12 protein-coding genes are annotated in these 14,259 nt (G+C 67.1%); 11 read left to right on the top strand and 1 reads right to left on the bottom strand.

Annotated elements, in window-relative coordinates; genetic code table 11:
* Positions 1-637 precede the first annotated feature (637 nt).
* The 10 genes from BT122_RS09215 (at position 638) to rpoD (ending at position 12,542) form a co-directional block, all read left to right on the top strand.
* A complete protein-coding gene (locus BT122_RS09215) occupies positions 638-979 on the top strand; it encodes a 2Fe-2S iron-sulfur cluster-binding protein (RefSeq protein WP_072355633.1) in 342 nt (113 codons plus the stop codon).
* 77 nt (positions 980-1,056) lie between these two features.
* Positions 1,057-1,563: a ribosome maturation factor RimP gene (gene rimP, locus BT122_RS09220; RefSeq protein WP_072355634.1), complete on the top strand. Its 507-nt coding sequence runs from the start codon at positions 1,057-1,059 to the stop codon at positions 1,561-1,563.
* Between the two features lie 12 nt (positions 1,564-1,575).
* On the top strand, positions 1,576-2,829 hold the full coding sequence (gene nusA / locus BT122_RS09225; RefSeq protein WP_072355635.1) for a transcription termination factor NusA: 1,254 nt from the start codon (positions 1,576-1,578) through the stop codon (positions 2,827-2,829).
* 73 nt (positions 2,830-2,902) lie between these two features.
* On the top strand, positions 2,903-5,551 hold the full coding sequence (gene infB / locus BT122_RS09230) for a translation initiation factor IF-2 (protein ID WP_072355636.1): 2,649 nt from the start codon (positions 2,903-2,905) through the stop codon (positions 5,549-5,551).
* Positions 5,552-5,561: 10 nt separating this feature from the next.
* Positions 5,562-6,026 carry a 30S ribosome-binding factor RbfA gene (rbfA, locus tag BT122_RS09235; protein WP_072355637.1) on the top strand — a complete coding sequence of 155 codons (465 nt, stop codon included), beginning with the start codon at positions 5,562-5,564 and terminating at the stop codon, positions 6,024-6,026.
* Positions 6,027-6,037: 11 nt separating this feature from the next.
* Positions 6,038-7,093 (top strand): DHH family phosphoesterase, encoded by a 1,056-nt coding sequence (locus tag BT122_RS09240; protein WP_072355638.1) that lies wholly within the window; start codon positions 6,038-6,040, stop codon positions 7,091-7,093.
* Positions 7,090-8,049 carry a tRNA pseudouridine(55) synthase TruB gene (gene truB / locus BT122_RS09245; protein ID WP_072355639.1) on the top strand — a complete coding sequence of 320 codons (960 nt, stop codon included), beginning with the start codon at positions 7,090-7,092 and terminating at the stop codon, positions 8,047-8,049. Before BT122_RS09240 ends, truB begins: the two co-directional genes overlap by 4 nt.
* On the top strand, positions 8,046-9,131 hold the full coding sequence (gene ribF, locus BT122_RS09250) for a riboflavin biosynthesis protein RibF (RefSeq protein WP_083432429.1): 1,086 nt from the start codon (positions 8,046-8,048) through the stop codon (positions 9,129-9,131). Before truB ends, ribF begins: the two co-directional genes overlap by 4 nt.
* Positions 9,128-11,110: a DNA primase gene (gene dnaG / locus BT122_RS09255; protein ID WP_072355640.1), complete on the top strand. Its 1,983-nt coding sequence runs from the start codon at positions 9,128-9,130 to the stop codon at positions 11,108-11,110. Before ribF ends, dnaG begins: the two co-directional genes overlap by 4 nt.
* A 43-nt stretch (positions 11,111-11,153) precedes the next feature.
* Complete coding sequence (gene rpoD, locus BT122_RS09260; protein WP_083432430.1) at positions 11,154-12,542, top strand: RNA polymerase sigma factor RpoD; 1,389 nt, start codon at positions 11,154-11,156, stop codon at positions 12,540-12,542.
* Between the two features lie 184 nt (positions 12,543-12,726).
* Here the strand turns inward: rpoD and yaaA are convergent, their stop codons facing one another.
* Positions 12,727-13,515, bottom strand: coding sequence for a peroxide stress protein YaaA (gene yaaA, locus BT122_RS09265; RefSeq protein ID WP_072355641.1), 789 nt, complete (start codon positions 13,513-13,515; stop codon positions 12,727-12,729).
* A 245-nt stretch (positions 13,516-13,760) separates the two neighbouring features.
* Between yaaA and BT122_RS09270 the strand changes: the two genes are divergently transcribed.
* A complete protein-coding gene (locus tag BT122_RS09270) occupies positions 13,761-14,228 on the top strand; it encodes a pyridoxamine 5'-phosphate oxidase family protein (RefSeq protein WP_072355642.1) in 468 nt (155 codons plus the stop codon).
* Positions 14,229-14,259: the final 31 nt, after the last annotated feature.

A 14,259-nucleotide genomic window follows, 5' to 3' on the forward strand; every position in this document is an offset into this window, starting at 1 on the left:
GCAGAAAAGCCTCGCTCGGCTGTGGGCTGCAACACATTCGGCGCTCGATTGTGTATCGACCTGCGCGGGATACACGTTCGGGTGCGAATGTGTGGCGGTGCACCGTGCGTTTGGAACGGATGCGGGCCTCCCCGCGGGATCCCGTGCCCAAAATTTGCGGTTGCCGGTCAAAAATAGGGGTTCCGTCTAGTATCACCCCACAGGTGCCATTTCCCTACCTGCGGCTCTCTAAAAGGTTAGAGGCTTCGTACTCGGCGATTCGCCCAAAAAGGACCGGCAACCGCAAATTTTGGGCAGAGCATGTCGCGAGGATGGCCCAAAACGCTTCGGCCCCCGCCAGCGCGCTCATCGCGGCCCCCGCCAGCGGGCCTAACGCCCGCCAGCGCGCTCATCGCAGCCGCCGCCAGTGCACCCAACGCGGCCCCCCACACCCAATTGCTAACAGCCGCGTGCCTCCATGTTTCGAGCGTGCGAAACCCCCGTTACCATGCTCGTTTGGTTCCGATTCTTACAAGACCCAGCGAATCCTCCCACGTAAAACGGTATGCGTGGGGCAGAGAAGGCCCCCAGAGCGTGGGGCAGGGGAGCCCCGGAGAGCGCGGGCCGAGACCCGCAGACAGTTTGGGGAAGTGATCGCATGGGAACGCGCTTCGATGAGCACCCGATCCTCGGGACAACCGAGAGGGGGCGCCTCGTCAGCTTCACCTACGACGGGAAGACGCTGCAGGGCTACGAGGGCGAGCCGGTTGCCGTTGCCCTGAGCGCAGCCGGCGTCAAGGTGCACCGCTACACCGCCAAACGCCACGAGCCGCGTGCAGTCCCGGCCGGCATGTCGGCCGCCATCGAGGTGGCCAAGCGTGGCGCGTTCCCCCAGCCGGTGCGCTCCGACCGCCGCACTCGTGGCGTCCTTGTGATGCCGTTCGACCTGCTCCTTGACCGCCTGCCGATAAGTCCCTATACTCAACCTGCAATGCAGTAGTGATTCGTAGGAAGTGGGGTGGAGTTTCTCGCCCCGCTTCCTTTCTGTATGTACCTGTGATGTGTGAGGGAGGGAACATGCCCGCAGTGCCAGAGCACGACACGCGCCAGCGCATCCTTGACGCGCTCGAGGCAGCAGCGCCCGAGCATGGCATCGACATCGTCGACGTCGAGGTCGTGGGCTCGAAGAAGAACCCGTGCGTCCGCGTGCGCATCGACCACGCAGACGAGGAGGCCGCGCCTATCTCGCTCGACGAGGTGGCCGCCGAGACCGAGTGGATCTCTGCCGCGATCGACGAGCTCGACCCCATCGAGGGGTCCTTCACGCTCGAGGTCTCGTCGCCCGGCCTCTCGCGTCCGCTCCGTCGTCCGCACGACTTCGAGCGCTTCGCCGGCGAGGACGTCTCGCTTGGGACCACGGCAACCGAGGGTCGTCGCCACTTCACCGGCCGCCTGGAGGGCCTGGACGGCGGAAACGTTGTCCTCACGGTTGACGGCGAGCGCGTGAGCATCCCCCTCGACCAGGTCAAGAGCTGCAAGATCAAGCCAAACTTCGATGCCCCGTCCAACGGGGCCAAGAGCTAGAAAGGAATCCGCATGGCATCAGAGATGATGGAAGCGCTGATGGCGCTTTGCCAGGAGAAGCACATCGACGAGCTGTACCTGCTCGACCGCCTGGAGCAGTCGCTCGCCAAGAGCTACGCCGACATCCTTCACCTTCCCTTTGGCGCGCGCGTCACCATCGACCACGCCACCGGCAAGGTCTACGTCTACGAGCTCATCCCCAAGGAGGAGTCCTACGACGAGGAGACCGGCGAGTACCTCGACTTTGACGAGAAGGACGTCACCCCGCCCGACACTTCCCGCATCGCGGCGCAGCACGCCAAGACCGAGATTCGCGCCATCGTGCGCAACGCGGCGCGCGTACAGATCTACGAGGAGTTCTCACAGCGCATTGGCGATATCATCACCGGCACGGTGCTCCAGACCACGCCCGACTTCACGATCATCAAGATCCGCGAGGGCGTCGAGGCCGAGCTTCCCCACTTTGACCAGCGCCGCTTCCCCGACGAGCGCAACGAGCGCCCCGTTGGCGAGCGCTACTCGCACAATCAGCGCCTGAAGGCCATCATCATCGACGTGCGCGACCCGAACAACGACCAGCCCACTGTTCGCGGCGAGCGCCAGCGTCCGCCCATCGTGGTCTCCCGCACCCACCCCGACCTCATCCGCAGGCTCTTCGAGCTTGAGGTCCCCGAGGTCTACGACGGCGTCGTCGAGATTCGCTCCATCGCCCGCGAGCCGGGTATCCGCTCGAAGGTCGCCGTCTCGTCCAAGGACGAGCACCTCGATCCCGTGGGCGCCTGCGTGGGCCCCAAGGGCAGCCGCGTGCGCACGGTTGTCTCCGAGCTGCGTGGCGAGCGCGTAGACGTGGTGCCCTGGTCCGATGATCCCGCGCGCTGCGTTGCCAATGCCCTCTCGCCTGCACGCGTGTCTCGCGTGGTTCTTGGCCCCGAGGACGGCTACGCCACGGTCATCGTGCCTGACGACCAGCTGTCGCTGGCCATTGGCAAGGAGGGCCAGAACGCCCGTCTGGCCGCGCACCTCACCGGCATGCACATCGACATCAAGAACGAGTCGCTGGCGGCTGGCGTCCTGCGCGACCTTCCCCGCGCTGCTGAGGCCCTCGAGAGCGAGGCCGAGGAGGACGGCGAGCAGCACCGTTGCGAGTACGTGGGCGAGAACGGCATCCAGTGCCGCAACATGGCTCGTCCGGGCTCGCGCTACTGCGGCATCCACGAGAAGCTCATGGATGCCGAGGTCTCCGATGACCCCGATTCTCTGATCTAGCGTCCCCAAGCGGACTTTTGATTGCAGGCACTACCCGGGCGGCACAGCCGCCCGTGAATGAAAGGTTGGTCACATGGCCAAGACTCGCGTACACGACCTTGCCAAGGAGTATGGGATGACGAGCAAGGAGATGCTCGACCATCTCCGCGACATGAAGATTCCCGCCAAGTCTGCCTCCTCGACGCTCGAGGACGCCTACGTCTCCATTGTGCGCAAGAAGCTCAAGCCCATCCTGGAGGATCGCGCTGCCCAGATTGAGGCCGCCAAGAAGGCCGAGGAGGAGGCTGCCGCCGAGGCCAAGAAGGCCGAGGAGGAGGCCGCCGAGAAGGAGCGCGTCGCAGCCGAGAAGCGCCGCGAGCGCGAGCGCGCCGAGGAGGAGAAGAAGCGCGCTGCCGCCGAGGCCGCGAGGAAGCGCGCCGAGGAGGAGAAGAAGCGCGCCGCCGAGAAGGCCGCCAAGGAGCGCGCCGAGGAGGAAGAGCGCAACCGCGTCCACGACAACGCCCCCAAGTCGATGCCCACCTTCACCTCGCTGCTTGACCAGATTGCCCAGCAGGAGCAGGTGCTCAAGCAGCAGGCCGAGGAGGCCGCGCAGAAGAAGGCCGAGGGCCAGGGTCGCCGCGAGCGCCGTAGCGAGTCCGATCGCGCCCGCTCCGAGCGCAAGAGCTACTCCGCCCCGTCTCGCATGGAGCAGGACGGCAGTCCCGAGCAGGGCGAGGGCCGTCCCGGCCGCAAGGGCCGCAAGGGCAGCCGTCGCGGTGACGAGGGCGAGGACCGCTACAGCCGCATGGCCCGCGAGGCCGAGGCCTACAACCGCAGCCGCGTTCTCGACGAGGCCCGCGAGGCCGTCGAGGAGGCGTCGCGCGAGTCCACCGGCAGGCGCCGCCGCCGCAAGGAGCGCCGCCAGAAGCAGGCCGAGGAGGCCGCGGAGGAGAAGCGCATAGAGGAGGCCATCGCCAACGACCAGGACCTCTCGCAGCTCGACACCGTGAAGGTCCCGCAGGGCGCCACGGTCGCGCAGCTCGCCGAGCTTCTCGGCGTGCCGGCCAACGACATCATCAAGCGTCTCTTCCTCCTGGGCAACCCCCTCACGCTCACCGAGTCCATGTCCGATGACCTCATCGAGCTGGTCGCCGATGACCTGGGCCGCGACGTCAAGGTCATGACCAAGGAGGAGGAGAACTCCTTCACCTTCTACGATGACCCCAAGGACCTGAAGCCCCGTCCGCCCGTGGTCACCGTCATGGGCCACGTCGACCACGGCAAGACGTCGCTCTTGGACGCCATCCGCCACACCGGCGTTGCCGAGGGCGAGGCCGGCGGCATCACGCAGGCCATCGGCGCCTCTCAGGTCAAGATCAACGGCCGCACCATCACCTTCATCGACACCCCTGGTCACGAGACCTTCACGGCCATGCGTGCCCGCGGCGCCAAGGTGACCGACATCGTCATCCTCATCGTGGCCGCAGACGACGGCGTCATGCCCCAGACCGTCGAGTCCATCAACCACGCTAAGGCCGCAGGCGTGCCCATCGTCGTGGCCGTGAACAAGATCGACAAGCCCGGCGCCGACCCCACCCGCGTGCGCCAGGAGCTCACCGAGTACGGCATCATCCCCGAGGAGTGGGGCGGACAGAACATGTTCGTCGACATCTCGGCCAAGAAGCACATCGGCATCGACAACCTGCTCGAGGCCGTCCTGCTCGAGGCCGACGTCCTCGAGCTCAAGGCCAACCCCGACACCTTTGCCTCCGGCAACGTCCTCGAGGCCAAGCTCGACCGCGGCCGCGGCTCGGTGGCCACGGTGCTCGTGACGCGCGGCACGCTCCACGTGGGCGACGCCGTGGTTGCCGGCATGGCCTACGGTCGCGTGCGCGCAATGCTCGACCCCAAGGGCAACCCCGTCGAGACGGCGGGTCCCTCCGACCCGGTGGAGATCCTGGGCCTCCAGAGCGTCCCCATGGCAGGCGACGAGTTCCGCGTCTTCCAGGACGACCGCGACGCCCGCGACCTGGCCGACCAGCGCGCCCTCAAGGCCCGCATCGAGGAGCAGAACCGCGTGAAGCACGTCACGCTCGAGAACCTCTTCGCCACCATGGCCGACGCCGACGTCAAGGAGCTCAACCTCATCATCAAGGCCGACGTCCAGGGCTCCATCGAGGCGCTCCAGGACTCGCTCGACAAGATGGACCAGTCCGAGGTTCGCATCAACACGATCCACGCTGCCGTGGGCGCCATCACCGAGACCGACGTCACGCTAGCCGATGCCTCCAACGCCATCATCATTGGCTTTGGCGTGCGTCCCGATGCCAAGGCCCGTGCCGCCGCCGAGCGCGAGGGCGTCGAGATTCGTACCTACAGCGTCATCTACAAGGCCATCGAGGACATCGACGCCGCCCGTATCGGCATGCTCAAGCCCACCGAGGAGGAGGTCCAGACCGGCATCGCTGAGGTCCGCGACACCTTCAAGGTGCCCAAGGTTGGCATCGCCGCCGGCTGCATGATCTCCGAGGGCGAGGTCTCCCGCGACGACCAGGTGCGCCTCGTGCGCGACGGCATCGTGGTCTACGAGGGCAAGATCGCCTCGCTCAGGCGCTACAAGGACGACGTCAAGAGCGTCAAGGCCGGCTTCGAGTGCGGCATTGGCCTGGAGAACTTCCAGGACATCCACCCCGGCGACCAGATCGAGGCGTTCCGCATCGAAGAGGTCGCCCGCACGGAGTAGGGAGGCACACGTGAAGCAGAACCAGAACTCGCGCCGGACCAACCAGCTCGCGCACGAGAAGCTCGCCACGATCATGCTCTTCGAGGTCTCAGACCCCGACCTCCAGCTCGTGACCATCACGGGCGTGGAGGTCTCGGTCGACAGGTCCTTCATGCGCGCCTACGTGAGCTGCGACGCCTCCCGCTACGAGGAGGTATCCGCGGCCCTCGAGCGCGCGAAGGGACGCATCCGCTCGCTTCTCGGCCACGCGCTCGGCTGGCGCGTGACGCCGGAGCTGGCGTTCCAGATCGACACCACGACCGACGAGGCGGAGCGCATCTCTCGTGCGCTCGAGAACGTCCCGCCGACGCTTGGCGTCGAGAAGGACGAGAACGGCTATCCCATTGCGGCGGACGCCGAGGGGAATGGCGACGACACTGCCGACGAGACGGCCATCGATGTCGCCCCCGCCGGCGACGAGGCAGAGGGCGAGTAGGGAAGAGCCTGATGAGGGTTTCCGAGTACATGGAGCAGGCCGAGCTCTTCAAGGGCGTCGTCGCGCTGATCGAGGATGCGGACACCATCGCGATCTGCGCGCACACCTCGCCCGATGGCGACGCCATCGGGTCCGGCCTCGCGCTCGCCGAGGTCATCCGCACGGCATGGCCCGGCAAGCGCGTGACCAACCTCCTGGCCGACAAGGGCCCCGTGCCGAGGATCTACCGCTTCCTCCCGGGCTCTGACACCTTCGTCCACGCCGCCGACTACGACGTGACGCCCGACCTCTTCATCTGCGTGGACCTCTCCCAGAAGTCCCGGCTGGCAGATGCCGAGAAGGTCTGCGACCGGGCCCGCCACGTCGCCGTCCTCGACCACCATCCCTCGGGCGAGCCCTTCTGGGACGCCGGCGTGGTGCGCCCCGACGCCGCCGCGACGGGCGTCATCATCTCCGAGTTCTGCCTGCACTCCTCGCGCGTGCTCACGCCCACGATCGCTCAGAACCTCCTCTGCGCCATCGTGACCGACACGGGACGCTTCCAGTACCAGAACGCCGACAGCGAGGCCTTCGATACGGCAAGCATGCTGGTCGAGGCCGGTGCCTCTCCCGCAGAGGTCGCGCTCAACGTGTACCAGTCCGACCGTCTCGCCTACGTGCACCTGGCCGCCCGCGTGCTCGCGCGCATCCAGACCTTCGCCGAAGGGCGCATCGCCTACAGCTTTGCCACCAACGAGGACATCGCCCAGGCCGGCGTCACGCTCGACGAACTCGACGGCCTCATCGACCTGGTGCGCTGCATCGAGGGCACCCAGGTGGCCCTCTTCTTGAAGGAGGTCGACGGCGGCAAGGTCCGCGGCAACCTCCGCTCAAAGTGCGACCTCGACGTCTCGGGCATCGCGCGCGAGATGGGCGGCGGCGGGCACCGTGCCGCGGCAGGGTTCACCGCCACGGGCACCGTGGACGAGGTGCGCGCCATCGTGCTCCCCAAGCTCTGCGCCCTCTTCGAGGACGGCGCGTGCCGGGATGTTGCGACTTCGGCAGACGTGCGAGGTGCGTCACGGTGAAGCGCGGCGAGTCGGGTGTGAATGCCCTCCTCGGCATCGACAAGCCCTGCGGCATGACCAGCCACGACGTGGTGAACCGCGTGCGGCGCGTCCTGGGGGAGCGTCGCGTGGGACACGCTGGCACGCTTGACCCCGCCGCGTCCGGCGTCATGGTCGTGGGCGTGGGCCAGGGCACGCGCCTCATGGGCCTTCTCACCGCCGAACGCAAGCGCTACACGGCGGGCATCCTCTTTGGGTGCGAGACCGACACCGACGACGCCGACGGCGCCCCCACGGTTGCCGCCGAGGTCCCCGAGCGCCTGGCCAGCGAGGACGTGGCGCGCGAGGTTCTCGCCGGCTTTGTCGGCGAGCAGGACCAGGTGCCACCCGCATACTCGGCCATCTCCGTGGGTGGCCAGCGCTCCTACGCGCTCGCCCGCGAGGGGAGGGCGCCCGAGCTGGCGGCGCGGCGCATCACGGTCTTCTCGGCCACGCTCGTCGAGATAGCCTCCGTGGAGGGGCAGCTCAGCTGGGTCGTGGACTTTGACGTCTCCAAGGGCACCTACGTGCGGAGCCTGGCGCGCGACATTGGCCGCGCGGCCGGGTCTGCCGCGCACCTCGTGGCGCTGCGGCGCACGCAGTCTGGCTCGGTGGGTCTCGACGCCTGCCTGGCGCTTGACGCCGTCGATGCGGCGCGCGAGCCTGCGGAGGTGCTTGCCCACGCGCTCGACCCCATTGCTGCCTTGGGTGCTCCGGTGCGCCAGCTGAGCGCGCAGGAGGCGGCCGATGCCGCCTGCGGCAAGGTCGTGGCGGCAGGAACGGTGCGCGTGGGAGATGGCACAAAGCGTGCCCCGCTTCCCGGCGAGCGCATTGCCATGGTCTTTGACCAGCGCCTTGTTGGCGTCTGGAGCTGTGGCAGGCGTGGCCTTGCCTGCGAGGTCAACTTCCCGGCCGGCATCACGGGGGTGCGCGCATGACGGGCGAGCCCTTCTCCTGCGCGCCCGCCTGGCACGAGCCCACCTGGCCGCTTGCTGCTGCGGAGGCGCGCCAGCTGGCTGCAGCATCGACCTTCTCGGGCGTGTCGCTTGGCGCATCCGTGCATCTGCCGGACGCCACGGCCTACCTCGCTCCTGGCGTCACGCTGGGGTCTAACCAGCGCTTTGTCTGTGTAATCGGCGCCTTTGATGGCCTGCATGCGGGACACCGCGCCCTCATCACCCAGGCCGCCGCAGACGCCCATGCGCGGAACCTGCCGCTTGCCCTGGTGACCTTTGACCCCGACCCCTCGGAGGTCCTTTCCGCCCGTCCGCCCGAGCGTCTGCTCTCCGATGCGGACCGCGTGCGCTCGCTGGCTCTCGCCGGCGCGGACGCCGTCCTCGTGCACCGCTTCACGCCTGAGCTTGCGGCGCTCCCGTACGACCGCTACGTCACCGAAGTGCTGGGCGGCATTCTTTCGCCTGCGGCCATCCATGTGGGCGAGGACTTCCGCTTTGGCTCCGGCGGCGCGGGAACGGTAACGGCAATGGCTGCCCTGGGCGAGAAGCGCGGCTTCGACGTCTTTGGTCACTCGCTCGTGACGGCGGAGGGAAGCCCCGTCTCGGCCACGCGCGTGCGCGGGCTTCTCGGCGAGGGCAAGGTCGAGAAGGCCGCCCAGCTCCTGCTTCGCCACCACTTCCTGGGTGGGCGCATCGTCTATGGCCGCGGCGAGGGCACCTCCTTTGGGTTCCCCACGGCAAACGTCGAGCTAGACGGCCGCGACTGCCTGCCCGCCAACGGCGTCTACGCCTGTCTCGCCATCATTGACGGGCGCGTCTGGCCGGCGGCGGTCAACGTGGGCGCGCCGCCGTCCTTTGACGTGGCTGCCCACCCCATGCTCGAGGCAAACCTCGTGGGCTTCTCGGGAGACATCTACGGCGAGGACGCCCGCGTGGTGTTCCTTCGCCACCTTCGCGCCTCTCGTCGATTCGACTCGCTCGCCGAGCTGGAATCCGTTGTGTTGGGGAACATCCAATGGGTACGGGAGAACGTCGGGGAGGAGTGCGTGGGGGTGGTCGCGTGATCAGCGACGAGGACAAGGAGCGGGTTCGCCAGGCCACCGACATCGTGCAGCTGGTGGGCGAGACGGTCGAGCTGCGTCAGCGCGGCCGCGAGTTCTGGGGATGCTGCCCCTTCCACCACGAGAAGACCCCCTCGTTCAAGGTGGACCCGGCAACGGGTCTGTGGCATTGCTTTGGCGCGTGCAGCGAGGGCGGCGACGTCTTCAAGTACGTGATGAAGCGCGAGAACCTCTCGTTCCCGGACTCCATCCGCTACCTGGCAGATCGCGCCGGCATCGAGCTTACCGAGGATAGGGGCGCTGCCCGCGGGCCGCGCAAGAACCGCCTGATCGAGGCCCTTACACTGGCGGACGACTACTACCACACCATGCTCATGCGCGGTCGTGGCGAGGGGCCCGCCGCCGCGCGCGCCTACCTCGCGGGCCGCGGCTTTGGCTCGGACGTGTGCCGTCGCTGGCACCTTGGCTACGCGCCTGGACGCGGCGCGCTCGTCGCGTACCTGCGCGGGAAGGGCTTTAGCCCCAAGGAGCTCATCGCCGCCAACCTTGCCGTGGAGCGCTCGGGGCGCCTTGCCGACTGGTTCTACGATCGGGCGATGTTTCCCATCCACGACGAGCAGGGCAGGACCATCGCCTTTGGCGGCCGCATCCTGCGCCCGGCCAACAACGCGCCCAAGTACCTCAACACCCGAGACACCACGGTCTTCAACAAGGGCAAGCACCTCTTTGCCTACGACCGCGCCAAGGAGACCATGGCGGCAACCGGGACGGCCATCGTCTGCGAGGGCTATACCGACGTCATCGCCATGCATGAGGCCGGCTTCACCAACGCGGTGGCGGCGCTGGGGACCGCCTTCCGCATCGACCACATCCGGCTCATGGAGCGCCAGCGCGTCTCTCGCATCATCTGCATGTTCGACGGCGACGAGGCGGGCCAGCGCGCGGCCGAGCGCGCCGTGCAGTTCATTGACAAGACCTCGGCCTCGATGGTCTGCGTGGTTCTGCCCAACGGCCAGGATCCTATGGAGTTCCTCTCGTCCCACGACGCCTCCGCCATGCAGGTGCAGCTCGACGCCGCGGTGCCGCTCATGGACTTCGTGTTCACCAAGCGCCTGGCGGGCTACGACCTCTCGGCGCCAGGCCGGCGCGTCAAGGCGCTGGACGAGATGGCCCAACTTTTGGCGCCGCTCAAGAACTCCGTGCTGCTTGACGAGTACGCCACGCAGCTGGCGGACGCCCTTGGCATGGACGTTGCCGAGACAAAGCGCGTGATTCGCGAGAAGCCCGTGAAGGCGGCCGAGCCCGAGGAGCGGGAACGCCGCCGCGAGGCCGCTCCCAGGCCGAGGACGGCTGGCCCCTGGCAGGCGTCCTCGGCGCCGGACCCCGAGGACGCCTACGTGCCCGAGGACTACGTTCCGGCCGACGCCTACGAGGACGGCGGCGTCCCCGTAGCCGCCGCGACCGCAGGCGGCGCTCCCGCTGCGGGCGGCGGTTCCTTCTCGGTCTCGCGCATGCTCTCGGGCGACGAGCGCATGCAGGTCGCCGTGGAGCGCGAGCTCCTCTCGATGCTCGCCGCCATGCCCGACGAGGTGCGGCCCTACGCTGACCGCCTCGCTGACGTGATGTGGGCGGACGGCCGCCACGAGGGGATGGCGTGGGCCATGCTCGCCACGCCGGAGGGCACCGCGCCCGCAGACGTGGTGGCCGCCGCAACGGCCGTCGAGCCAGACGCGCCGCAGATCCTCTCGTCCGGCCGCGTGGTCTCGAGCCCCGGCATGGATGCGCATGAGAAGGTCGCGTTTCTCGTCGATTCGGTCGAGCTCTACTCGTGCAAGCGGCGCGTGCGCGAGATCAAGGCGCGGCTGCGCCAGGCTGGTGACGCGGGCGGCGAGGACGCCGAGGCGCTCTTCGAGCAGGCCACTGCGCTCCAGAAGCGTATTAATGAGCTGACTAAGAAACTTTCTGCTGTTGTCGAGCAGTAAAAACGGGTAGCATTCTGAAGGTTACTGCGTCGAAGGGAATAACTTGGCTGCTGCAAAGAAGACGAAGGACGACATCAAGCTCTCCGACGAGCTGGGGCGCGTTGTCGATGGGCTGGTGAGCGCATCTGCCAAGGCTGGCGGAAGCGTGTCCGAGGACGACATCCAGGTTGCCATCCGTGACGTCGACGTGGACGGGGACGAGCTCTCCGACCTCTACGACATGCTGCGCGCCAAGGGTGTCGAGATCACCACGTCGGGCGAGACGGCCAACCCCGCCTACGGCATTGGTTCCATGGATTCCGGCGACGACGATGACGACTTTGGCGCTGACGACGACTTCTCCGACGACGAGGACTCCCTCGATGGCGAGGATGACGAGGAGTCCGAGGCCGCCAACGAGGCCAAGGAGATCAAGGAGGCCCTGCGTTCGGTGCCCAAGGCCAAGGTCTCGAAGCCCAAGCGCTCGAGCCGCGCCCGCGCGCGTCGCCAGGACACCTCCACCGTCATGCTCACCGGCGACCCCGTGCGCATGTACCTCAAGGAGATCGGCAAGGTCGACCTGCTCACCGCCGACGAGGAGGTCCACCTCGCCATGAAGATCGAGGCCGGCACCGAGGCCTCCGAGAAGCTCGAGGCCGCGGAGAACGGCGAGATCGAGCTCACGCGTGCCGAGCAGCGCCGCCTCATGCGCATCGAGCAGGTGGGCCTCGATGCCAAGCAGCAGCTCATCTCCGCTAACCTGCGCCTGGTGGTGTCTATCGCCAAGCGCTATGTTGGCCGCGGCATGCTCTTCCTCGACCTCATCCAGGAGGGCAACCTTGGCCTTATCCGCGCGGTCGAGAAGTTCGACTACACCAAGGGCTTCAAGTTCTCCACGTACGCCACGTGGTGGATTCGTCAGGCCATTACCCGCGCCATCGCCGACCAGGCCCGCACCATCCGCATCCCGGTGCACATGGTCGAGACCATCAACAAGCTCATCCGCGTGCAGCGCCAGCTCCTGCAGGACCTGGGCCGCGACCCCACGCCGGAGGAGATTGGCGCCGAGATGGGCATGTCGCCCGACCGCGTGCGCGAGATCCAGAAGATCAGCCAGGAGCCCGTCTCGCTGGAGACGCCTATTGGCGAGGAGGAGGACTCCCAGCTTGGCGACTTCATCGAGGACTCCACCGCGGTGGCGCCGCCCGAGGCCGCGAGCGACTCCATGCTGCGCGAGCAGCTCGACCAGGTGCTCGATGGGCTTGCCGACCGTGAGCGCAAGGTCATTAAGTTCCGCTTTGGCCTTGAGGACGGGCACCCCCGCACGCTTGAGGAGGTTGGCCGTGAGTTTGGCGTGACGCGCGAGCGCATCCGCCAGATCGAGTCCAAGACGCTGGCCAAGCTGCGTCATCCCAGCCGCTCCGGCAGGCTTAAGGACTACATGGAGGAGTAGCGCTTCTCGTACGTGTTGCTGAGAAAACCCGCCCTCCGGCACCAATTGGCGCCGCAGGGCGGGTTTCGTACGTAGTAGCTGCGGGAATGGCCCTTGTGGCGCCAAAACGGCGCCCTAGCTGCGGTTTCGTACGCACTTGCTGCCAAAACGCGGCCTGTGGCGCCCAGGCGGCGCCACAGCGGCGTCAGCGCTTCTCGCTACAGCGCACAAACGTGAGCGTCTCGGCGTCGGAGCGGTCGCGGTCCAAGCGGTACCCGCGCTCGGCGAAGTCCTCGATCTGCTCGGCCTTCTCGACGCCCCTCTCGGCGCACCACCGCACAAAGGCGCCGCGCGCCGCCTTTGCCTCGGTCGCGCGTTGGACAACGCGCCCGTCAGATGCGCGCGTCTCCCCAAAGATGCAGGTCACAACTGGTATCCCGGCTTTTCTCGCCCAGGGGACCACGGCCTTTGCGTACTCCTTGGAGGCTACGTTTACGATGATGTCCGTGCCGTCTCCGACCATGGCCTCGAGCAGCCGCGTCCCCCAGAACCCGTAGAGGTCGCGCTGTCCCGCCACGGAAAGCCTCGCTTGCATCTCGAGCCGGTAGGGCACCACGCCGTCAAACGGACGGAGAACCCCATACATCCCAGAGAGAATGCGCAGGTGAGACGAGAGCCACCCCAGCTCACGTTCGGTCATGACCTGCGGGGCAAGGTGCTGGTACTGTATGCCCACATACGTGAGGACGGCGGGGGAGAGCAGCCACGGGTCTCTCGCCATATCCTCTGGCATGGTACCAAGCCGGTCCCAGTTGGGCCGTGCCAGTGCGTCGCTGCATCGCCAGACCCTGCGTGCGCCGTCGTAGCCAAGGGAGCGCAGCTCGCGGGCTAGGTGCTGCGCGTCGGCGAGAAACGCGGGCCGAGTCTGGGCGAAGGGCGGGCCTTCGACTACGTCCATCCGCTTCGCCGGCGATATTACGAGCATCAATGCCATGTTGGCGCCTTTCGACCACACGTCCAAACGTCCTGCGTAACGTACCAGCCAAACCCAGGGAGATGTGCTGGCCTCTTCCGATTCTGCGAGAAACCAAGGCCGCCCAATGCGGCAACTTAGAATTTTATGTAACAAAGACGGGCTCGATGCGGTTGGCCGGGCGTTGGACGTGCAAGCTTGACCGCGCTTCTCGGGGGTCGGCGTTTCCCGGGGGTATTTTCGCACGGCTTGCAGAGAGGTGAACCATGTTCAGGAAGATGAGGCGCTTCAAACAGCAGCTCTCCCCAGAGGAGTGCGAGCAGATCCTGCTTGCCGAGCGTCGTGGGGTCCTCGCGGTTCACGGCGAGGACGGCTACCCGTATGGTGTCCCCATGGATTACCTCTACGAGCAGGGAAGGATTTACTTCCACGGCGCCAAGGAAGGCCACAAGCTCGACGCGATCAAGGCCGACAATCGCGTGTCGTTCACGGTTGTTGACCAGGGCGTGCAGGTCGAGGGCAAGCAGGGTCCCGACGTGAGGAGCGTCATCGTCTTTGGGCACGTCGCGCTCATGGAGACGACCTCGGAGTCCCTCGAAATTGCCCGCCGCCTTGGCGAGAAGTACGACCCCGCGGACTTTGTTGCCGACGAGCTGGTCCGTAACGAGAAGCGCCTGCAGATGCTCGAGCTTGTCGTCGACCACATGACCGGCAAGCGCGTGAACGAGTCGTAGGCGAGCCTTTCTCGCACGTCGGGTGCGTGCA

The organism is Olsenella sp. kh2p3 (assembly GCA_900119625.1).
In the GTDB taxonomy this organism is placed as follows: domain Bacteria; phylum Actinomycetota; class Coriobacteriia; order Coriobacteriales; family Atopobiaceae; genus Tractidigestivibacter.

Coding starts and splice junctions, on each gene's coding strand:
- BT122_RS09215 (WP_072355633.1), top strand. CDS start 638: ATGGGAACGCGCTTCGATGAGCACCCGATCCTCGGGACAACCGAGAGG.
- rimP (WP_072355634.1), top strand. CDS start 1,057: ATGCCCGCAGTGCCAGAGCACGACACGCGCCAGCGCATCCTTGACGCG.
- nusA (WP_072355635.1), top strand. CDS start 1,576: ATGGCATCAGAGATGATGGAAGCGCTGATGGCGCTTTGCCAGGAGAAG.
- ribF (WP_083432429.1), top strand. CDS start 8,046: ATGACGGGCGAGCCCTTCTCCTGCGCGCCCGCCTGGCACGAGCCCACC.
- BT122_RS09270 (WP_072355642.1), top strand. CDS start 13,761: ATGTTCAGGAAGATGAGGCGCTTCAAACAGCAGCTCTCCCCAGAGGAG.
- infB (WP_072355636.1), top strand. CDS start 2,903: ATGGCCAAGACTCGCGTACACGACCTTGCCAAGGAGTATGGGATGACG.
- BT122_RS09240 (WP_072355638.1), top strand. CDS start 6,038: ATGAGGGTTTCCGAGTACATGGAGCAGGCCGAGCTCTTCAAGGGCGTC.
- yaaA (WP_072355641.1), bottom strand. CDS start 13,515: ATGGCATTGATGCTCGTAATATCGCCGGCGAAGCGGATGGACGTAGTC.